Origin of the sequence: Pseudomonas sp. RIT-PI-q (assembly GCF_001297125.1) — a bacterium.
Classification (GTDB): Bacteria; Pseudomonadota; Gammaproteobacteria; order Pseudomonadales; family Pseudomonadaceae; genus Aquipseudomonas.
This window is the reverse complement of record NZ_LHPC01000034.1, coordinates 19,887-39,575: the sequence shown is the minus strand read 5'-3', so window position 1 is coordinate 39,575 and position 19,689 is coordinate 19,887. Positions and strand designations below refer to the sequence as shown.

At 59.3% G+C, this 19,689-nt stretch carries 18 protein-coding genes; 8 read left to right on the top strand and 10 right to left on the bottom strand.

All coding sequences use genetic code 11. The annotated features are described in order from the left end of the window. The first annotated feature begins 262 nt into the window (after positions 1–262). From AEQ67_RS17755 to nhaB, 3 genes are all read left to right on the top strand, one after another. Entirely contained in the window at positions 263–529 is a 267-nt protein-coding gene (locus AEQ67_RS17755) for a hypothetical protein (RefSeq protein WP_059405141.1), read from the top strand. 286 nt (positions 530–815) lie between these two features. Beyond that, a complete protein-coding gene (locus tag AEQ67_RS17750) occupies positions 816–2,105 on the top strand; it encodes a hypothetical protein (RefSeq protein ID WP_059405140.1) in 1,290 nt (429 codons plus the stop codon). A 78-nt stretch (positions 2,106–2,183) separates the two neighbouring features. Then, positions 2,184–3,686, top strand: a complete 1,503-nt coding sequence (gene nhaB / locus AEQ67_RS17745) for a sodium/proton antiporter NhaB (protein WP_059405139.1) — start codon at positions 2,184–2,186, stop codon at positions 3,684–3,686. Positions 3,687–3,785: 99 nt separating this feature from the next. Here nhaB and AEQ67_RS17740 read toward each other — a convergent pair whose 3' ends face one another. From AEQ67_RS17740 to gnd, 3 genes are read right to left on the bottom strand one after another with little or no spacing between them, the layout of a single operon-like run. After that, complete coding sequence (locus tag AEQ67_RS17740; protein ID WP_059405138.1) at positions 3,786–4,610, bottom strand: Cof-type HAD-IIB family hydrolase; 825 nt, start codon at positions 4,608–4,610, stop codon at positions 3,786–3,788. Next, positions 4,607–6,130, bottom strand: coding sequence for a glucose-6-phosphate dehydrogenase (zwf, locus tag AEQ67_RS17735; protein WP_059405137.1), 1,524 nt, complete (start codon positions 6,128–6,130; stop codon positions 4,607–4,609). Before zwf ends, AEQ67_RS17740 begins: the two co-directional genes overlap by 4 nt. After that, entirely contained in the window at positions 6,127–7,107 is a 981-nt protein-coding gene (gene gnd / locus AEQ67_RS17730; RefSeq protein ID WP_059405136.1) for a phosphogluconate dehydrogenase (NAD(+)-dependent, decarboxylating), read from the bottom strand. The genes zwf and gnd overlap by 4 nt, the downstream gene beginning before the upstream one ends. 271 nt (positions 7,108–7,378) lie before the next feature. On the opposite strand from gnd, the gene AEQ67_RS33905 reads away from it, so the two are divergent. The 4 genes from AEQ67_RS33905 (at position 7,379) to AEQ67_RS17715 (ending at position 12,265) form a co-directional block, all read left to right on the top strand. Further along, positions 7,379–7,561 carry a DUF6026 family protein gene (locus AEQ67_RS33905; protein ID WP_082377874.1) on the top strand — a complete coding sequence of 61 codons (183 nt, stop codon included), beginning with the start codon at positions 7,379–7,381 and terminating at the stop codon, positions 7,559–7,561. A 192-nt stretch (positions 7,562–7,753) separates the two neighbouring features. Beyond that, entirely contained in the window at positions 7,754–9,490 is a 1,737-nt protein-coding gene (locus AEQ67_RS17725; RefSeq protein ID WP_059405135.1) for a phosphoethanolamine transferase CptA, read from the top strand. 218 nt (positions 9,491–9,708) lie between these two features. Then, a complete protein-coding gene (locus tag AEQ67_RS17720) occupies positions 9,709–11,946 on the top strand; it encodes a TonB-dependent siderophore receptor (RefSeq protein WP_059405134.1) in 2,238 nt (745 codons plus the stop codon). Between the two features lie 103 nt (positions 11,947–12,049). Further along, positions 12,050–12,265, top strand: a complete 216-nt coding sequence (locus tag AEQ67_RS17715) for a hypothetical protein (RefSeq protein WP_059405133.1) — start codon at positions 12,050–12,052, stop codon at positions 12,263–12,265. Between the two features lie 180 nt (positions 12,266–12,445). On the opposite strand, the gene AEQ67_RS17710 is transcribed toward AEQ67_RS17715, so the two are convergent. The 5 genes from AEQ67_RS17710 to AEQ67_RS17690 all read right to left on the bottom strand — a co-directional run bounded on the left by AEQ67_RS17710 (position 12,446) and on the right by AEQ67_RS17690 (position 16,254). Further along, a complete protein-coding gene (locus tag AEQ67_RS17710) occupies positions 12,446–12,937 on the bottom strand; it encodes a GNAT family N-acetyltransferase (RefSeq protein ID WP_059405132.1) in 492 nt (163 codons plus the stop codon). A gap of 122 nt (positions 12,938–13,059) precedes the next feature. Then, a complete protein-coding gene (locus tag AEQ67_RS17705) occupies positions 13,060–13,641 on the bottom strand; it encodes a DinB family protein (RefSeq protein ID WP_059405131.1) in 582 nt (193 codons plus the stop codon). An 18-nt stretch (positions 13,642–13,659) separates the two neighbouring features. Then, on the bottom strand, positions 13,660–14,778 hold the full coding sequence (gene zapE, locus AEQ67_RS17700; protein ID WP_059405130.1) for a cell division protein ZapE: 1,119 nt from the start codon (positions 14,776–14,778) through the stop codon (positions 13,660–13,662). A gap of 365 nt (positions 14,779–15,143) precedes the next feature. Then, complete coding sequence (locus AEQ67_RS17695; protein WP_059405129.1) at positions 15,144–15,485, bottom strand: nuclear transport factor 2 family protein; 342 nt, start codon at positions 15,483–15,485, stop codon at positions 15,144–15,146. Between the two features lie 52 nt (positions 15,486–15,537). Continuing rightward, complete coding sequence (locus AEQ67_RS17690; protein ID WP_059405128.1) at positions 15,538–16,254, bottom strand: helix-turn-helix transcriptional regulator; 717 nt, start codon at positions 16,252–16,254, stop codon at positions 15,538–15,540. A gap of 204 nt (positions 16,255–16,458) precedes the next feature. Here AEQ67_RS17690 and AEQ67_RS17685 point away from each other — a divergent pair, with 204 nt between their 5' ends. Then, on the top strand, positions 16,459–17,511 hold the full coding sequence (locus AEQ67_RS17685) for an aldo/keto reductase (RefSeq protein WP_059405127.1): 1,053 nt from the start codon (positions 16,459–16,461) through the stop codon (positions 17,509–17,511). Positions 17,512–17,610: 99 nt separating this feature from the next. Here the strand turns inward: AEQ67_RS17685 and speB are convergent, their stop codons facing one another. Next, the gene (gene speB / locus AEQ67_RS17680) at positions 17,611–18,570 is read right to left on the bottom strand and encodes an agmatinase (protein WP_059405126.1); all 960 of its coding nucleotides are present in this window, start codon (positions 18,568–18,570) and stop codon (positions 17,611–17,613) included. A gap of 13 nt (positions 18,571–18,583) precedes the next feature. Further along, positions 18,584–19,675: a polyamine ABC transporter substrate-binding protein gene (locus AEQ67_RS17675; RefSeq protein WP_059405125.1), complete on the bottom strand. Its 1,092-nt coding sequence runs from the start codon at positions 19,673–19,675 to the stop codon at positions 18,584–18,586. Positions 19,676–19,689 lie beyond the last annotated feature (14 nt).

Here is a 19,689-nt window from a genome sequence, read left to right as displayed (position 1 = left end):
TTGACATGTCCTTGTATCGTTTGACTATAGGGCTGCTACGTAATTAGTTATAAGAAGTAAATTTGTTAGTTGCCTAACGACTCCTTCCTTTCATTCAGCTTTCAAAACCTGTCTGAACCTTTAACCGATGAAATAAAATTGAAAATTCCTTTAATTGTATGTGACCCGCTCCCCGGTTGAGGGCATCAGTACAAGTAACCAGCCGAACGGTAAGCCCAACCGACGGCACATCACTTGATTGGGCATACAGAGAGAAAATCCCATGAACGCCCCGCTCCGTATCAACGAAGCTCTTTTGATTGCCAACCGCGCATTTCAACCGTTCCAATGCGTGGCCTGGGCTCCACAAGACGGTAATGGCGAACTCTGCCTTTCCGTTATCGATCGCACCAATACCCGCATCGGCCGCGCACAGATTCCAAGCAGTGCGTATTCCGATCCCGCACAACTCGAACACCTGCTGGAACAGGCCCGTGCCGAATTGAGCCAGGAAGGCTACAAACTCCAGTCGTGGTTGATGCCACACTAAGCTTTTTGCGGATTACTTCGCGGTAATCCGCCCCCTCTCCCCCGTTTGTTAGTTAGCTGGCTTTTCCAGGCCAACTGCACTTACAACGCTCGTTTATTCGAACTTGCAGCCTCAATTACTTGGCAGGCTTGCCATTGGTTCGAAAAGACACTCTTCTGGCACATAGCGACTCTCCACCTGTTAGTTTCGACAGTTGTGCACCTGTTCATTCAGGGATTGAATGCTTTTCTTAATACAGTCGCCGCCCCCACTCCTGGATCAGGACGACTCGCAAGGAGATGCGTGCATGTCAATCCAGACGGCTATTGCCTTACCTGCAACCCTGAACGACGCCGGAAACCTCGATACATCTTTTGCTGCCAATGGCAAAACCCAGGTGTATTTCGCCGGCAGCACGTCAAGCATGGCCAACGGCATCGCTGTTGATGCGCGCGGCAGGCTGCTGGTCGCGGCGAAGGTCGGAACGCCAGGCGGCAGCAGCTTTGGCCTGGCTCGCTTGCTGGAAGACGGTTCGGCAGATCTGGCATTCGGCAATCAAGGCAGCGTGATCGGCCAATTTGAACAGCGCTTCGAGGCTATGGCCGGAAGCGTCCATGTACTGCCCGACGGGCATATTCTGGTGGCTGGCCTGCACTACGAAAATGCGCACCGGACTCTGCCCGGCCTCGCTCTGTTTAATCCTCAGGGCCGGCCAGTGCAGGGGTTTGGCGACAATGGACGTTGCGTCGTGCGCTTGCCGGGCGGTCTGTCCCTGGGCATGCGCGATGCCTGGCTCCCGCCCGGTGTACCGGGTGCCGAAGCCTGTGGTGTTTGCGTGCAGGAAGACGGTCGAATCCTGTTGCTGGCCAATCATCACTTCGAGCTGGCAGATCATGTCGGCCTGCTGATACGGCTCAACGCCGATGGCTCGCTGGACAGCTCTTTCAACGGTCGCGGTTTCGTGATCATCAGGCACTTGCTGATGAACACCTGGATCGGCAGCCTGTCGGTGCAACGAGACGGTCGGATCCTGGTCGGTGGTTCGATCAACTTCCCTGAAGAGGGTCTATTGGCCCGTTATCACCCCGATGGCAGGCTGGACGACAGTTTCGCCGTGGATGGTTTCATGTCCTTTGACGCACAGGGGCGCGGCGCTCAGGTGAACCAGATTGTCGAGCATAAAAATGGCGACTTGCATTGCTTTGGCAGCAGCCGCGAACCGATGCACTGCATGGCGCTGAAAGTCCACCCTAACGGTCGCCCGGACAGTCATTGCAACGGTGGCCAAACGCGGCTGCTGAAAATCGGTCACAGCGGCTGCCATTGGACCGCTGCCCTGGCACTGCCGGGTGATTGTGTATTGACCGTCGGGGCAACGATTGGTGGCGTCGAAGCCGACTTCATCGTCGCGCGGCATCTGCCTGACGGACAGCTCGATTACAGCTTCGGTGATGGCATCGGTTGGGTTCGCACCCGTCTGGGTCGCAGCCTAGACACCGCCACCTCGCTGGCCGTGCAGGCCGATGGCGCCATTGTGGTGGCAGGCTATTCGCTGGACGGCAACTACCGGGCCGTTGTGGTGCGTTATCTCGACTGAAACGATGTATTTTTCCTACGCTTGATCTTCCCTTCCGCTTACGGCAAGTTGCGCGCTTCTTAATACAAGGAGTAGCCGATGTCCGGTTCTATGGCCCAGGCGTTCGCGCACAATTTTCTCGGGCAGTCACCTCGCTGGTACAAGGCGAGTATCGTCGGTTTCCTGATTCTCAACGCTCTGGTGTTATGGACGGCCGGCCCGGTAGCGGCCGGTTGGCTGCTGGTGCTTGAGTTCATCTTCACCCTGGCCATGGCGCTCAAGTGTTATCCATTGATGCCCGGCGGCTTGTTGCTGATTGAAGCGCTGCTGCTGAAGATGACCACGCCCCAGGCGCTCTATGATGAACTGGTGCACAACTTTCCGGTGATCCTGCTGCTGATGTTCATGGTGGCCGGCATCTACTTCATGAAAGACCTGCTGTTGTTTTTGTTCTCGCGCCTGCTGCTGGGGGTGCGCTCCAAGGCGCTGCTGGCGTTGATGTTCTGCTTTTTGTCGGCGTTTTTGTCGGCGTTTCTCGATGCCTTGACCGTCACTGCCGTGATCATCAGTGCGGCCGTGGGGTTCTACTCGGTGTATCACCGTGTCGCCTCGGGCACCGATCCACGTCAGGACAGCTCATTCGGTGATGACCAGCACCTGCCCACCCTTCATCATGACGACCTCGATCAGTTCCGCGCCTTCCTGCGCAGCCTGCTGATGCACGGCGCCGTCGGCACTGCGTTGGGCGGGGTCTGCACGCTGGTCGGCGAGCCGCAGAACCTGCTGATCGGCCACGAGATGGGCTGGCACTTCGCGGAGTTCTTTCTGAAAGTCGCTCCGGTGTCGTTGCCGGTGCTGGTGGCGGGCCTGGTGACCTGCGTACTGCTGGAGAAACTGCGCTGGTTCGGTTACGGCACGCTACTGCCGGACAACGTGCGCGCAGTGCTGGCCAACTACGCCGCCGAAGACAATGCCGAACGCACCTCGCGCCAACGCGCAGCGCTGATCGTTCAGGGCGTCGCGGCGTTGATTCTGATTGCCGGGTTGGCGTTTCACATCGCGGAAGTCGGCCTGATCGGCTTGATGGTGATCGTGCTGATCACTGCCTTCACCGGCATCACCGACGAGCACCGCATCGGTAATGCGTTCAAGGACGCCATGCCATTCACTGCGCTGCTGGTGGTGTTCTTCGCCGTGGTGGCGGTGATTCACGATCAGCAATTGTTCACGCCGTTGATCCAGTGGGTGCTGGCGCTGCCGGCGGAGCAACAACCCGGGATGTTGTTCATTGCCAACGGCTTGCTGTCGGCCATCAGCGATAACGTGTTCGTCGCGACCATTTACATCACCGAAGTGAAACAGGCGTTCGTCTCCGGCCACATGAGCCGGGAACACTTCGAGACACTGGCCATTGCGATCAACACCGGCACCAACCTGCCGAGCGTGGCGACGCCCAACGGCCAGGCCGCATTCCTGTTTCTGCTGACGTCGGCGATTGCACCGCTGATTCGCTTGTCGTACGGGCGGATGGTGTGGATGGCGCTGCCGTACACGGTGGTGATGGGTGTGTTGGGGTGGTATGCCGTGAGTTTCTGGCTTTGAGGTGGCAGCTCTGACGTCTTCGCGGGCAAGCCTCGCTCCTACAAGGACAGCGTGCAACCTGTAGGAGCGAGGCTTGCCCGCGAAGAACGATAACGCGGTTCAACCTGCGTTAAGGATATACCGCTCAATTGCCTGGGCGGCGCCGTCTTCGGTGTTGGCGCCGGTGACCACATCAGCCTGACGCTTGACCGCCTCTTCCGCCTGCCCCATGGCAATCGACAACCCGGCGCGATGAAACATCGCCGGGTCGTTGCCGCCATCGCCCAGGGCTGCAGTTTGCGCCAATGGCACGCCGAGAAATTCGGCCAGTGTCGCCAGTGCGTCGCCCTTGTTGGCTTGCATCGCAGTCACGTCCAGATACACCGGCTGCGAACGGGAGACCTGCGCCTGGCCCTCGACGCTGGGCAGCAACTGCGCCTCTAACTCAATCAGCAACGCGGTGTTGTTGCTGGCAGCGACAATCTTGTCGATGCGCTCCAGATACGGTTCGAAACTTTCCACCACCACGGGCGGATAGCCGAGTCCATGCTGCTCGCGCGGCACCATGGGTCCGCTCGGGTCCTTCAACAACCAATCGCCGCCACTGAACACCCAAACCTCGATGTCCGGCTGATCGGCAAACAGCGTCAACGTGGTCAACGCGGCGGTCGCCGGCAAGTAATGCGCGACCAGCAAACTGCCGTCCGGGTTGACGATCGTGCCGCCGTTAAAAGCCGCTGTCGGCAGATCGACACCCAGGGCTTCAATCTGCTGCAACATGGCTTTGGGTGGACGCCCGGTCGCCAGGCTGAACAACACGCCGGCCTCACGCAAGGAGCGGACCGCATCAATGGTGCGCTGACTGAGGCTGTGATCAGGCAGCAACAATGTGCCGTCCATGTCGCTGAGCAAAAACCGCACGGGATGTTGCGTCACATCACTCATCCGAGACCGTGCCAGACGCGACCGTCGCGGGTCAGCAATTCTTCTGCAGACTTCGGCCCGTCTTCGCCAGCCGGATAGCTTTGCACACTCGAGTCCTGCTGCCAGGCATCGAGGAATGGCTGTACGGCGCGCCAGCCGTTCTCGATGTTGTCGGCACGCTGGAACAGCGTCTGATCACCGGTCAGGCAATCGTAGATCAGGGTTTCGTAGCCGGTGGACGGCTGCATTTCAAAGAAATCCTTGTAGGCAAAACCCAATTCGATATTGGCCATTTTCAACGCCGGACCTGGCCGTTTGGCCAGCAGATCGAACCACATGCCTTCGTTGGGTTGAATCTGGATTCGCAGATAAGTCGGCTGCAACTCATCAACTTCGGTGTCGCGGAACTGCGCATAGGGTGCCGGTTTGAAGCAGATGACGATCTCGGTGTCGCGCACGCTCATGCGCTTGCCGGTACGCAGGTAGAACGGCACGCCGACCCAGCGCCAATTGTCGATCATGACTTTGAGCGCGACGTAGGTTTCGGTATTGCTGTCGGGCGCCACGTTGTTTTCCTGGCGATACCCCGGCAACGACTTGCTGTCGACTTCGCCGGCGGCGTATTGACCGCGAACCGAATTGGCCCGCGCCTCCTCGACCGACCAGGGACGAATCGCGCCGACCACCTTGGCTTTCTCGCCACGGACCGCGTCGGCGCCAAAAGCGGCCGGCGGTTCCATTGCCACCATCGCCAGCAACTGGAACAGGTGATTGGGCACCATGTCCCGCAGGGCGCCGGTGTGTTCATAAAAACTGCCACGGGTTTCCACGCCGACGGTTTCAGCGGCGGTGATTTGTACGTGGTCGATGTAGTGATTGTTCCTGAACGCTTCGAACAGGCTGTTGGAGAACCGGCTGATCAGAATGTTCTGCACGGTTTCCTTGCCCAGATAGTGGTCGATCCGGTAGATCTGGTTTTCCGTCATGACCTTGAGCAAGCAAGCGTTCAAGGCTTCAGCGGTAGGCAGATCAGAGCCGAACGGTTTTTCGATCACTACCCTTCTGAACGCTTCGGGCGTTTCCTGCAGCAACCCGGCGGCACCGAGACGGCGCACCACTTCACTGAAAAAACGCGGCGCGGTGGCCAGGTAAAAGACCGCGTTGCCGGTGCCGCTGGCGGCGATTTTCGCCGCCAGTGCTTGATAGGTGCTGTCGTCCAGGAAGTCGCCCTGGACGTAGCTGATGCCTTTGGCCAATTTGGCCCACAAGTCCGGGTCAAGAGCTTGATCGCTCTTGCCGACCTTGGCGGCCACTTCAGTGCGAATGAAGTCTTCGAGTTTTTTCGCGAAGGCTTCATCGCTGATGGCGTTATGGTCAACGCCGATGATCCGCAATCCATCCCCGAGCAGACCGTCACGACTCAGGTTGTACAGCGCCGGCATCAGCAGACGCTTGACCAGGTCACCATGGGCACCGAACAGGAACAGCGTGGTCGGTGGAGCGGGTTCTGCCTTGGATTTGTTGCGGATCAAACGAGTCATTTTTTCGAAGTCTCCACGTGGCCGCCGAAGCCGAAGCGCTGGGCCGAGAGAATCTTGTCACCAAAGGTGCCTTGTCCGCGCGAACGGTAGCGGGAGAACAGCGAGTTCGACAACACCGGTACGGGCACCGATTGCTCCATGGCGGCTTCGATGGTCCAGCGACCTTCACCGCTGTCAGCCACGGACCCGGAGTAACCGTCGAGCTTCGGATCGGCGGCCAGTGCATCGGCCGTCAGATCGAGCAGCCAGGAGGACACCACGCTGCCACGACGCCAGACTTCGGCGATGTCGCCGACGTTCAGGTCGAAACGCTGATCTTCCGGCAGGTTGGTGCTGGCCTTGGTCTTGAGAATATCGAAGCCTTCCGCGAAGGCCTGCATCATTCCGTATTCGATGCCATTGTGGATCATCTTCACAAAATGGCCCGAGCCTGCGGGGCCTGCGTGGATGTAGCCACGTTCGGCACGATCGTCGTCCGACTTGCGGTCCTTGGTGCGCGGGATGTCACCCAGGCCCGGTGCGAGGCTAGCGAACAACGGGTCGAGGCGCTTCACGACATCGGCTTCACCGCCGATCATCATGCAGTAACCGCGCTCCAGGCCCCAGACGCCGCCCGAGGTGCCGACGTCGATGTAGTGCAGGCCTTTTGCCGACAAGGTTTTCGCCCGGCGGATATCGTCCTTATAGAAGGTGTTGCCGCCGTCGATGATGGTATCGCCGGCTTCGAGCAAGGTGCTCAGGGTGTCGATGGTGTCTTCGGTCGGTGCGCCTGCCGGCAGCATGACCCACACCGCTCGCGGCTTGGCCAGGCCTGCAACCAGCGCTGGCAGGTCGGCAACGCCGGTGGAGCCTTCTTCACTCAAGGTTTCGACGAAGGCGGTATTGCGGTCGTAAACAACGGTGGTATGCCCGTTGAGCATCAGGCGCCGCGCAATATTGCCGCCCATGCGGCCCAGTCCAATAATCCCGAGTTGCATGTGCTGATGCTCCCTACTACAAATAAAGTGTGTCAAAGGTTATAGCCCAACGCGACTAATGTGGGTTAGTCCAGAGCGCTGGCACATAGTTTCCGGGCATTGTGCCCGATCCTGATTGATAACGTCGGTAATCGCGCCGAAGACACAACGACCATGAAAAATAAAAAAGTTCCCTTCGTGAGCAAAAGAAATCAAAATCAGCGCCGATAGTAAATCAGCATCCGATGTCGGAGCCGATTTACAGTTGAGTCAGCCATTTGCGAGGTGAGCAATGGGCACAGTATACAAAGCAGGGCCTGCACAAACTCTCTACGTTACGATTCGTCGGGATGAATTGCGCCAATTGAAAGACGAGTGCGAGCAGTTGAAGCGGGAGCTGGCGCAATTGCGCATGCTCACGCAAGGCCATCAGGCCCAACCCTTACCCGTCGCCCATCGCGCCCCTCACGCCTGATCCCTCGCCTGAATCGGAAACAGCCAGTCAACCGCTGTTTCCGACACGTCACGCCCCTGGCCAATCCTGGCAACTCACGAATTTTTCACATTTGCTTGTAGATACTTGAGGTCATTATGGCCGCTCGGTATCCGCGCGGCACCCGTTCGTCGGCGACCCGGCGATGTAAGTGATTTCTGGCTGGAGTGCTGAATGGCTTTGTTTAAACGCAGCGGTACGTCTGCGAAAGGTTTCGATTGGACAGGTTTTCTCTGGTTGTTCCTGTTCTTCTGGTATTTTTCCGGCATCACCCAACTGCTGATCCAACTGACAGGCACCTCCGGTTTTACCGGGTTCCGCCAGGCCTTTGTGATGAGTGCCATCTGGCTGGCGCCGATGCTGCTGTTCCCTAGACAAACACGGGTAATGGCCGCGCTGATCGGCGTGGTGCTGTGGGCCTGCTCGATGGCCAGCCTGGGTTACTTCTTCATTTATCAGCAAGAATTTTCCCAAAGCGTCATCTTCATCATGTTCGAGTCGAACGTGTCAGAAGCCGGCGAATACATGACGCAGTATTTTGCCTGGTGGATGGTGGCGGCGTTCGTCGCTCATACGCTGTTTGCTTATTTCCTGTGGACGCGCTTGCGCCCGGTGTACCTGCCCCGTGGGCAAGCGCTGGTTGCAGCAACGGCGATTCTGGTGGCTGTGATCGGTTATCCGATGGTCAAGCAAACCCTGCGCACAGGTAGCCTGGCCGAGGGTTTCGAGAAATTCGAAACCCGCATCGAGCCCGCGGTGCCTTGGCAAATGGCCGTGGCGTATCACCGTTACCTGGACACCCTGGCCGGCATGCAAGACATGCTCAATAGCGCCAGCAAGATTCCACCGCTGCACAATCTGAAAGACACGATGGCCAATCAACCGGCGACGCTGGTCCTGGTCATCGGCGAGTCCACCAACCGTCAGCGCATGAGCCTGTACGGCTACCCTCGGGAAACCACCCCGGAGCTGGACAAGCTCAAGGATCAACTGGCGGTCTTCAATAACGTCATCACCCCGCGCCCTTACACCATCGAGGCGTTGCAGCAGGTGCTGACCTTCGCCGACGAGGAAAACCCGGACCTGTACCTGTCGACCCCGTCGCTGGTCAGCATGATGAAACAGGCCGGCTACAAGACCTTCTGGATCACCAACCAGCAGACCATGACCAAGCGCAACACCATGCTGACAACCTTCTCCGAGCAGGCTGACGAGCAGGTGTACCTGAACAACAATCGCAACCAGAACGCTGCTCAGTACGATGGCGATGTGATTGAGCCGTTCAACAAGGCCTTGGCCGACGCTGCGCCGCGCAAGCTGATCGTCGTGCATTTGCTCGGCACGCACATGAGCTATCAGTACCGTTATCCGTCGACCTACGACAAGTTCAAGGATCGCAAAGGCGTCCCGGACGGCGTGCGCGACGATCAGGTGCCGACGTACAACAGCTACGACAACGCGGTGCTGTACAACGACTTCGTGGTCTCGAGCCTGATCAAGGACTACGCCAAGTCTGACCCGAACGGCTTCCTGCTGTACCTCTCCGACCATGGCGAAGACGTGTTCGATTCCCCCGGTCATAGCACCCTGGGCCGCAACGAAAACAAGCCGACGGCGCCGATGTACACCATTCCGTTCATGGCCTGGGCTTCGCCGAAATGGCGCGAGACCCATGATTGGAGCTTTGCCGGTGATTTGTCGCGCCCATACAGCAGCTCGCACCTGATCCATACCTGGGCCGATCTCGCCGGTCTGAGTTTTGATGAACTGGACCGCAGCAAGAGCCTGGTCAGCGACAGCTTCAAGCCCCGGCCATTGATGATCGGCAACCCTTACGAGCGCGAGCAAAAGGCGTTGATCGACTTCAGCCTGATGAAACCCAAGGCAGTACCGGAAGTTGTTCAGAAGTAATTGGTTGCGCCTGAATTTGCTCGCGATGGACTTGAGGACAACGCGTTTATCCAGTGGATACGCGTTTTCGTTGACGTCCATCGCGAGCAAGCTCGCTCCTACAGAGCTTTCGAAACATCCTGAAATAGCAATTATTCTCGTTTATTACTAAATCCCCCCGCCCTCCTTCGTCTTTGAGCAAACGGAATTTTTCCCTCGACGACAAGGAGTCGGCTGCGATGTTCGCGCCTATCACCCGTTCCATGACTTTTACCCTGGGCCTTTGCAGTGCCGCCCTGAGCCCCGATTTGCTGGCTGACACCGATCCTGACAAAGCACCCAGCCGTACCCTCGAACTGGGTGCCACCAACGTGACCGCCCAAGGCCTGGGCAGCACCACCGAAAACACCGACTCGTACACCACCGGCGCCATGAGCACCGCCACTCGCCTGAACCTGTCGATCAAGGAAACACCGCAATCGGTCTCGGTGGTCACCCGCCAGCAAATGGACGATTTCAAACTCAACTCGCTCTCCAAAGCCATGAGCCAGACCACCGGCGTAGTGGTTCAGCACAACGACTCCGACCGGGTCAGCTATTCGTCGCGCGGCTACTCGATCAACAATTTCCAGGTCGATGGCATGCTGAACACCTTCAGCTACATGAAGTCCGATTCGGACACCATCATCTACGACCGCATCGAAGTGGTTCGCGGCGCGACGGGCCTGACGACGGGTGCAGGCGACCCTTCCGCCACCATCAACATGGTGCGTAAACGGCCGACGGCGCAGTGGGAAGCCAAGACCGGTGTGAGCGGCGGCAGCTACGACGATTACTACAGTTACATGGACGTTGGCGGTCCTCTGGCCTTCGACGGACGCCTGCGCGGACGCGGCGTGGTGGCCTATCGCGACAGCGATTCATTCCGCGATAAATATCAGCAGCAACGGGAAGTCGGCTACGGGGTTCTCGAAGCCGATCTGACGGATGACACCCTGGTGGCGGTGGGTTACGACTATCAGAACAAACACGTCCAGGGCACGTCCTGGGGCACCGTGCCTTACTGGAATTCCGACGGCGGCAAAGCCAACCTGGGACGCTCCACCAACATGGCCCCGTCCTGGAGTTCCTGGCCGATCAAGGACAAAACCGCGTTTGCCAATCTTGACCATCAACTGGGCGCCGGCTGGCAGCTCAAAGCCGCCTACACCCACCGGGAAAGCGACACCGACGGCAAGATCTACTACGGCGGTGGCGGCTTCCCGAACGCGGACCGCAGCGGCATGTTCGCCAACGTCAGCCACATGATCGGCACGCAAAAAATGAAAGCCTATGATCTCAACATCTCCGGTCCCTATTCACTGCTGGGCCGGGAACACGAATTGATGGTGGGTTATGGCGAGGCTGAGCGCAGCGAGGATAATCCCTACACGGTGGACGGCCCCAGGGCTGATGATTACGAAAGCATCCGCGACTGGAAATACATGGGCGACATCGCCAAGTTTCCCGACACGGTCACCAGCCTCCCGGCTTCGAAAGACAGTACCCGCCAGAAGGCAGGTTATCTCGCCACTCGCCTGAGCCTGACGGATGACCTGCACGCGGTGCTCGGCAGCCGCTATGGCAGCTGGAAAGCCTCGAGCACGATCAATAGCTATGACGCCAATCTGCAATTGAGCAAGTCCGAACACACCCGCCAGCAGCACAACGACATGTTGACGCCCTACGCGGGCCTGCTCTACGACATCACCCCGGAGTACACCGTTTACGTCAGTTACACCGACATCTTCAAACCGCAATCCGACCGCGACAGCCAACGCAAATACCTCGAGCCGGTGGTCGGCAGCAACTATGAACTGGGGCTCAAGGGCAGCCTGATGGAAGAGCGCCTGAACCTTGCCACCGCGCTGTTCTGGAGCAAACAGGACAACGTCGCAGAGCTTGACGACTCGGTGCCACCGGACCCGGTGACCGGCGAGGAGTTCTTCAAGTCCGGCGGTAAAGGCAGCAAGGTCCAGGGCTTCGAAGCCGAAGTCTCGGGCGAGGTCATGACGGGCTGGAACATGACGGCCGGTTACACCTACACCCATTCGCTGAATGGCGAAAAACAGCGCAGCAACACCAACCAGCCGCTGAATATGTTGCGGTTGTCTACGGCCTACCACCTGCCTGGCGACTGGCAGGCACTGACCGTGGGTGGCGCGGTGAACTGGCAGAGCGACATCTTCCGTGCAGCCAGGCGCCCGGTTGGACGCGACGCCGATGGCGAGCTGATCACCGAAAAAACCAACATCCGTCAGGAGGCGTACACCGTGGTCAACCTGATGTCGCGCTACGCGTTCGACAGGCACCTGTCGGCCTCGTTGAACGTCGATAATCTGTTCGATAAGAAGTATTACGAGAACGTCGGGTTCTACAACGGCAACTATTGGGGCGCCCCGCGCACCGTGACCCTGAGCCTGGACTGGACGCTCTAGGCGTTATTAATTCCCACGTAACGAAATCGGCGGATAATGGGCTTTCGAGATTGCATTGGATCATGGACGAAAGGCACCCAACTTACGTAGTGGGAGGCAAACCATGAAACCTGTACCCCTGATTGTCGCCGGCCTGATGACATTCGTCTCAGCCAGCGCCTTTGCCGAAGGTGGCGCGGAACGCATGAGGTATTACTTCGAAACCCTGCGGTACAACCAGCAGCAGGCGCTGGGTAATACCACCGAGGGCAAAAGCACTGAACTGCGGGTTCCGGACGATCAAACCGCACAAGTGACCGAGACCTACAAACCGAAATGACCGGGACCGGTTAAGCCGCAACGCAATCTGTAGCAGCTGGCGCAGCCTGCGTTCGGCTGCGTAGCAGTCGCAAAACCTAAGTATCCGGTGGTTCTGACACACCGCGCCGGATGGATTTACGACTGCTGCGCAGCCGGACGCAGCCTTCGGCAGCTGCTACAGGGCAGGCGTCGTTACAACCTACAGCGGCTTGGTCCAGAACAGCATCCGCCCATGGGACGGGTCGAACATGCCCGGGGAAAAACCGAACTTGCCATAGGACGCCTGGGCGACCGCATTGCCTTCCAATACTTCCAGGGTGATTTTGCAGCAGCCACGCTGACGGGCGATGTCCTCGACCTTTTGCAGCATCTTCTGGCTCAACCCCAACCCGCGAAACTTCTTCACCACGACCACATCGTGCACGTTGACCAACGGTCGACAGGCAAACGTCGAGAAACCTTCAAAGCAATTGACCAGCCCGGCCGGCTCTCCCCCTACAAACGCCAGCACGCTGAATGCATAGGGACGCTTGGCCAGTTCCCCAGGCAATTGTTGCAGCACATCGGCGGGCAAGGAGTGGCCGCCTCCCATCGGGTCTTCGGCGTAATGGTTCAACACCAGGCCAATCGCCTCGGCATGCACCGCATTGGTGTAGCTGGCCTGAAGCACAAGAATATCTGCGGATTCCATTTCCACCCTCGTTTACACATGAAGTAGCCCCAGCACGCAGCTCGCACTGGAAAGCCGAGTGACCATATCGCGGGCACAGGGGTGCCGACAATAGATCAACGAGGCTGCGATCTGTTGATCTTTCAGTGCCCCCAAATCAACGCCTCGGTCCACCCCAATTCGGCAAAATCCTCAGCCCTCAACCCCGCCTCACCGGCGCAGAAAAATTCGTCGAGTTGCGGCGGTTTGACCGAGGTGCCGCTGAGCATGGCGTGGACCTGCCCGCGATGATGGAGCTGGTGTTCGAACAGATGGGACAGCATGCGCAAGCGGCTTTCATGTTGCGGTGTGTCCCGGGCGATGGTGACAATTTTCCCAAGCTCGGCGTCGCGCATTTGCTCGCAATAGGCGATCAGACGCCGGTCCACCAGGGCTTGCTCGTGCTTGAGGTCCGGGGCTTGCGTGAACGGCTCGTCTTTTTTGAAAAACACATAGCAATCGGGATGCGGGTCATCCCCACGCAACTCTCGCTCCAGCGCATCCACGTAAAACCAGTCGCACGTCAGGATGTGGTTGAGCGTCGCGCACAGGCTGGGGAAGAAACTGACCCGAGGCGCCACCAACTCAGCCGGGCTCAACTGGCTCCAGGCCTTGGCGAGTCGATGATTGGCCCAGGCATTCTGATAGGCCATGGTCAGCAAATGGTGCGACAAAGGCTGATTCATGTTCGCGGCTCCTTGGGTTCAAGCTTCGGCGAAACGTTGCAGCTGCATTTCCTGTAAACGGCTTAGGGTGCGACGGAACGGGAACTCCAGATAACCCTCGGTGTAGAGCGACTCCATGGCGACCTGCGCTTCGAGGTAGAGCGGCACCTTGCGGTCGTAGCACTCGTCGACCAGGGCGATGAAACGTCGCACACCGTCGTCATGCACCGACAATTGCGGCAAATCCCGATCACCCGCCACCACTCGCTCGACACCGTCTTCAGTCCCGCGAGCGATGCGTCCTTCGCGTTTCTGCGCGCTGAGGTTGGGCACGTCACTCAAAAGAATAGCCTTGAAGGTGTCGCACAGGGCCATGAAATCCATGGCGGCAAAAGGCTGTTCGCAGAGATCGGCATAACGACTCCAGAGCACCGTTTCACTGGCCTGCACCACATTGAGAGAACGGTAACCGACCTTGATCGGCTCGCTGGACACCGACTGGCCGAGCGTCAACGCCTTGAACACTTCCTCCAGCGCACCGGGCTGCCCGGGCGCCGCCACCCAGTAACGCTGCAAACCCTGGCCGGGGTGCAAGCGATGATCTTCGCCACCGTCCACCGCAATCACCTGCATGTGCTGCTTGATCGCCGTGATGGCGGGCACGAAGCGGTCGCGGTTGAAGCCGTCCGCGTACAGTTGATCCGGCGGCTGGTTGGAGGTGCAAACCACCACCACGCCTTGCTCGAACATCACCTGGAACAGGCGACCGAGAATGATTGCATCGCCGATGTCGTTGACGAACAGTTCATCGAAGCACAGCACCCGCACTTCCTCGCTCAACTCGCGAGCCAGCGCCTTCAACGGGTCGGCAGTGCCGGTCAGCTGGAACGAACGCTGATGCACCCAACCCATGAAGTGATGAAAGTGTTGACGCCGCGCCGGGACCTTCAGGCTTTGGTAAAACTGGTCCATCAACCAGGTTTTACCACGCCCGACCGGGCCCCAGAGGTACACGCCGGTGATCGGCGTGCGACCTTCATGCAAGGCTTCGTAGCATTTTTGCAGCGCCCAGACGGCATGTTCCTGGGCTTCGTCCTGGACGAAGCCCTTCTGTTCGATCGCGCGCTGCCAGGCGCTGAGGGGAGAGTCGACATTCATGCGCAGCAGTATACGGCCCCGATGTAGCCGCTGGCGAAGCCTGCATTCGGCGTTGTAGCAGCTGTCGACGTTGCATTCGGCGTTGTGGTTGCTGTCGACGTTGCATTCGGCTCTGTAGCAGCTGTCGAGCTTGCGAGGCTGCGTTCTGCGTTGTAGCAGCTGTCGAGCTTGCGAGGCTGCGTTCGGCTGCGTAGCAGTCGTGAAATCAGGCAATGCGGTGTGTCAGGCAAACCGCGTCAGCAGGGTTTACGACTGCTTCGCAGCCGAACGCAGCCTCGCAAGCTCGACAGCTGCTACAGAGCCGAATGCAACGTCGACAGCTGCTACAGCCGAACTCCGGCTTCGACAGCGGCTACAGGGGGCAGTTATAGCGAGATGTCCAGCCGGGAGATTTTGCCCTGTTCATTCAGGCGAAACATGTAGCGCAGTTCCAGCGGGCTGCCGGGGAATGTGCCGGAGATCAGATTATGCACCAGCACTTTGCCCGTGCGCAGTTGCACGTCGAGCACTTCGACCCGTGGCTGGTAACGCTGAGCGGTGTCTTCCATCCATTGGGCGATGGCCTGGGTGCCGATCCGGTGCTGACCTTCATCGAACACATTGGCATCCTCAGCGAAAAAACTGGTGACTCTGGAGGTGTCGCGGGCATTGGCAGCAGTAATGTACGCGGCGATGGCGGGCGCCAGTGAAGAGGCGGGATTGGACATGGTTGCGGCTCCTTGTTTGTTGATTCTGCAGCCATGCTAAAACAAGCCTGTGTCAGTTCTTGTCAGGAGTGAAACGCCCCGAATCATCCAGTTGCATCTGCTTGCGCCAGGTGCGCAACAGGTCGCTGCGCCGCCCCGGATAGCGCTCGCCCTGCTCGCTGGCGACCGAGATCCGGTCGGTGCGAAACGTCCGATAGGCGCTGCGCAACTCACACCAGGCGACGATGATTCGCACCTCATTGAGAAACCCCAGGGCCAGCGGCCAGATCAGCCGTTGACTGGGCACCTGTTGGGCGTCCGCGTAGTCGATGTGCAGCTTGGCCTGATCGCGGATGGCCTGACGAAACACATTCAATGGCACCGCGTTGGGTGCAAAGCCATAACCGGGTGGCCCCGGCAGAACCGTCGGGTTGCGTAGCGCCTCCAGCGCTTCAGGTGCCAACCCCGCAGCAATCTTCGCCAGCGCATCCGCCGCGGCTTTGCTCAAGACCTCATCCCCACGCTGATCGACGTAACGCAAGCCGAGCACGATGGCTTCGGTTTCGTCGGCGTTGAGCATCAAGGGCGGCAGAAACAAGCCGCTACGCAGCACATAGCCGATGCCCGCCTCGCCATAGATCGGCGCGCCAAGGGCGGTGAGTTCGGCGATGTCGCGGTACAGCGTGCGCTCGGAAATTTGCAGTTCGCCAGCCAGCGTCGCCGCCGTCACCGGGCGGCTTTTGCCGCGCAGCACTTGCAACAAGGTGAGTAAACGAGTGGTTCGCGACACGATGGGCAGGCTCTACAGTAAAAGTTGTCGGAGCTTAGCAGAGGCCCCTGTCAGAAAGTGGCAGTAGCCAATGAGTCCCTTGGTCGGTCCTTTTGCGGCGAATGAAAATGCACCTTGACGTGGAATATTACTCAAATCATATTAAATACATGTCACTAGACATTTATATTCAGACCCAGCGCCCTTTCCTTCAGGAGTCATCCCATGCACTACAAAGTCTTTGGCCGTAAAACCGGCTTGCGGGTTTCCGAACTGGCGTTGGGCGCCGGTAATTTCGGCACCGGCTGGGGTCATGGCGCCGAACGCGACGAAGCCAAGCGCATTTTCGATGGCTACCTGGAGGCCGGCGGCAATTTCATCGACACCGCCAACGGCTATCAAGCCGGCCAGTCGGAAGCCATGCTCAGCGAGTTCATCGCCGCAGAACGGGATCGCCTGGTCATCGCCACCAAATACACGCTAGGCACTACACCGGCGGCGGGCATTTCCCACACCGGCAACAACCGCAAGAACATGGTTCGCGCCGTGGAAGAAAGCCTGACGCGATTGAAGACCGACCACCTCGACCTGTTCTGGGCGCACATGAGCGATGGCGTGACGCCGATGGAAGAGATCCTGCGCGGTTTCGATGATCTGGTTCGCGCCGGCAAGATCCACTACGCCGGGCTGTCGAACTTCCCGGCGTGGCGCATCGCCAGGGCTGATCTGTTGGCGGAAATTCGTGGTTTCGCACCGATTGCGGCCATCCAGGTCGAGTACAGCCTCGCCGAACGCACAGCCGAACGGGAACAACTGCCGATGGCCGAAGCCCTGGGTTTGGCCGCGACGTTGTGGTCGCCGCTGGGTGGCGGGTTCCTGACCGGCAAGTACCGCACCAGCGAAGCAGACAATCGCGCGACCAAACTTGGCATGCTGGTCCACGCTGAAAAGAGCGCTCGGGAAACTGCCCTGCTCGACACCTTGCTGGCCGTCGCTGCGGAACTGGCGAGCAGCCCGACTCACGTGGCCATTGCCTGGCTGCGGGAAAAAGCCAAGCGCTCGACCACGGCGCTGATTCCGATTCTCGGCTCACGCACCCGCGAACAGCTGGATGCGACATTGGGCGCGCTGGAGGTGCAGTTAAGTGCGGATCAGTTGGCGCGGCTTGATGGCGTGAGTGATGTGGCGAAGGGTGTGCCGCATGAATCCATTGCCGGGTCGGTGGCGCGTTTTAGCGGGGCCGAAACATTGGACCTGCCAATCATCCCGGTCGCCTGAAAAAGCATCGCGGGCAAGCCCGCTCCCACAGGAACTGCGTTGTACTTGTGGGAGCGGGCTTGCCCGCGATGGCGTCGTCACAGCCAACAAAAATCCTTGCTACCGGTCAACCTTATGTTTGGCCGCATACAAACACAGCATCTCCATCGCCAACGTCGCCGCCGCCAGTGAGGTAATGTCCGCGCTGTCGTAGGCCGGGGCCACTTCCACCACGTCCATCCCCACCAGATTGATCCCGCGCAAGCCGCCGAGGATTTCCAGCGCCTGCACCGTGCTCAAGCCGCCGCACACCGGCGTTCCGGTGCCGGGAGCGAAGGCCGGGTCGAGGCAGTCGATGTCAAACGTCAGATACACCGGGTTATCACCAACCCGCGCCCGAATGGCTTCGACAATCGCATCAACCCCACGGCGGTGCACTTGCCGCGCGTCCAGCACCTGAAAGCCCTGATGATCGTCATTGGTGGTGCGCAAACCGATCTGTACCGAACGCGATGGATCGACCAAACCTTCCTTGGCCGCGTGCCAGAACATGGTCCCGTGGTCGATGCGCTTGCCCTCTTCGTCCGGCCAGGTATCGCTATGCGCATCAAAGTGAATCAGTGACAGCGCGCCATGTTTGCGCGCATGCGCCTTGAGCAGCGGATAGGTGATGAAGTGATCGCCACCGAACGTCAGCATCGCGCTGCCGGCGTTGAGAATGTGCTCGGCATGCGCCTCGATGCTTTCCGGCACCGACTGTGGCGAACCGTAATCGAAGTCGCAATCACCGTAGTCGATCACCGCCACATGATCGAACGGATCAAAGGTCCACGGCCAGTGGCGTTCCCAGGCAATCCCGGTGGACGCGGCACGAATGCCGCGCGGCCCGAAACGCGCACCGGGGCGGTTGCTGGTGGCGGTGTCGAACGGGACACCGCTGACCGCTACGTCGACACCGCGCAAGTCGCGACTGTAGCGACGACGCATGAAACTGGTGATGCCGGCGTAGGTGCTTTCGGCGGCAGTGCCATAGAGGCTGTCGCGGGTCATGGCCTGATCGTTTTGCATCGGGACGTCCATCAGGTATTCCTTTTTATTGGCGGCTACGGAAAGTGGTCCACAAGCGGGTGCGCTGACGCATGTCCTTGAGGCTCATGCTGCGGTCGGCATACAACCGGCCACGCACATCGGACGGCGGGTAGATATCGGGATCGGTGCGCACCGCCTCGTCCACCAGCGGCGTCGCGGCCTGGTTGGCGGTGGCATAGAACAGCGTGTTGGTCAGCGCCGCGACGGATTCGGGGCGCAACATGAACTCGATGAACTGGCGGGCGGCTTCCGGGTGTGGCGCGTCCTTGGGAATCGCCAGGTTGTCCTGCCACACGAGGGTGCCTTCCTTGGGAATCCGGTAGGCGATTTCGTAGGGTTTGTTGGCCTTGCGCGCCTGATCGGCGGCCATGCTGGCGTCGCCGTTGTAAGCCAGGGCCAGGCAGACGCTGCCGTTGGCCAAATCGTTGATCTGCCGGCCGCTGGCGACGTACAGCACGTTGGGCTGCAATTGATGCAACAACGCTTGGGCCGCGTCGAGATCGTTTTTGTCGGTGCTGTAGGGATCTTTGCCCAGATAGTGCAACGCCAGGCCGATCACTTCCTGCGGCGAATCAATGATCGCGATGCCACAGTCCTTCAGTTTGCTGGCGTACTCGGGTTTGAACAGCAAGTCCAGGCTGTTCAGCGACACGTTCGGCAAGCGTTTCTGCACCGCTTCGACATTCATCCCCAGCCCCAGCGTGCCCCAGGTATAAGGCACGCCATACTGATTGCCGGGGTCGACCGCCGCGAGTTTCGCCAGCATATCCGGATCAAGGTTGGCGTAGCCCTTCAGGCCTTCGTGAGGAATAGCTTTCAGCGCACCCGCCGCCAACCCACGGGCCAGGACGCTGGACGACGGCACCACCACGTCATAACCGCTGCCACCGGTGAGCAATTTGGTTTCGAGCACTTCCGGCGCGTCGAACGTGTCGTAGCGCACGTGAATCCCGGTTTCCTGCTCGAAACGCTGCAAAGTTTCGGGGGCGACGTAATCGGCCCCACTGGAGAGGTTGACGACCTTGTCCTCGGCTTGGGCCGACGCGGCCATGGCCAGGAACAGCGCGGGGAAGCACAACTTGAACATGGGAGCCATGACGAACACCTGAC

Bases quoted from the DNA above. Each gene is read 5' to 3' on its own strand.
- AEQ67_RS17715 (WP_059405133.1), top strand. From the start codon at position 12,050: ATGAAACCTGTACCCCTGATTGTCGCCGGCCTGATGACATTCGTCTCA.
- AEQ67_RS17685 (WP_059405127.1), top strand. From the start codon at position 16,459: ATGCACTACAAAGTCTTTGGCCGTAAAACCGGCTTGCGGGTTTCCGAA.
- AEQ67_RS17695 (WP_059405129.1), bottom strand. From the start codon at position 15,485: ATGTCCAATCCCGCCTCTTCACTGGCGCCCGCCATCGCCGCGTACATT.
- AEQ67_RS17725 (WP_059405135.1), top strand. From the start codon at position 7,754: ATGGCTTTGTTTAAACGCAGCGGTACGTCTGCGAAAGGTTTCGATTGG.
- nhaB (WP_059405139.1), top strand. From the start codon at position 2,184: ATGTCCGGTTCTATGGCCCAGGCGTTCGCGCACAATTTTCTCGGGCAG.
- AEQ67_RS33905 (WP_082377874.1), top strand. From the start codon at position 7,379: ATGGGCACAGTATACAAAGCAGGGCCTGCACAAACTCTCTACGTTACG.
- gnd (WP_059405136.1), bottom strand. From the start codon at position 7,107: ATGCAACTCGGGATTATTGGACTGGGCCGCATGGGCGGCAATATTGCG.
- AEQ67_RS17675 (WP_059405125.1), bottom strand. From the start codon at position 19,675: ATGGCTCCCATGTTCAAGTTGTGCTTCCCCGCGCTGTTCCTGGCCATG.
- zapE (WP_059405130.1), bottom strand. From the start codon at position 14,778: ATGAATGTCGACTCTCCCCTCAGCGCCTGGCAGCGCGCGATCGAACAG.
- speB (WP_059405126.1), bottom strand. From the start codon at position 18,570: ATGGACGTCCCGATGCAAAACGATCAGGCCATGACCCGCGACAGCCTC.
- AEQ67_RS17705 (WP_059405131.1), bottom strand. From the start codon at position 13,641: ATGAATCAGCCTTTGTCGCACCATTTGCTGACCATGGCCTATCAGAAT.
- AEQ67_RS17740 (WP_059405138.1), bottom strand. From the start codon at position 4,610: ATGAGTGATGTGACGCAACATCCCGTGCGGTTTTTGCTCAGCGACATG.
- AEQ67_RS17755 (WP_059405141.1), top strand. From the start codon at position 263: ATGAACGCCCCGCTCCGTATCAACGAAGCTCTTTTGATTGCCAACCGC.
- AEQ67_RS17720 (WP_059405134.1), top strand. From the start codon at position 9,709: ATGTTCGCGCCTATCACCCGTTCCATGACTTTTACCCTGGGCCTTTGC.
- zwf (WP_059405137.1), bottom strand. From the start codon at position 6,130: ATGACTCGTTTGATCCGCAACAAATCCAAGGCAGAACCCGCTCCACCG.
- AEQ67_RS17710 (WP_059405132.1), bottom strand. From the start codon at position 12,937: ATGGAATCCGCAGATATTCTTGTGCTTCAGGCCAGCTACACCAATGCG.
- AEQ67_RS17750 (WP_059405140.1), top strand. From the start codon at position 816: ATGTCAATCCAGACGGCTATTGCCTTACCTGCAACCCTGAACGACGCC.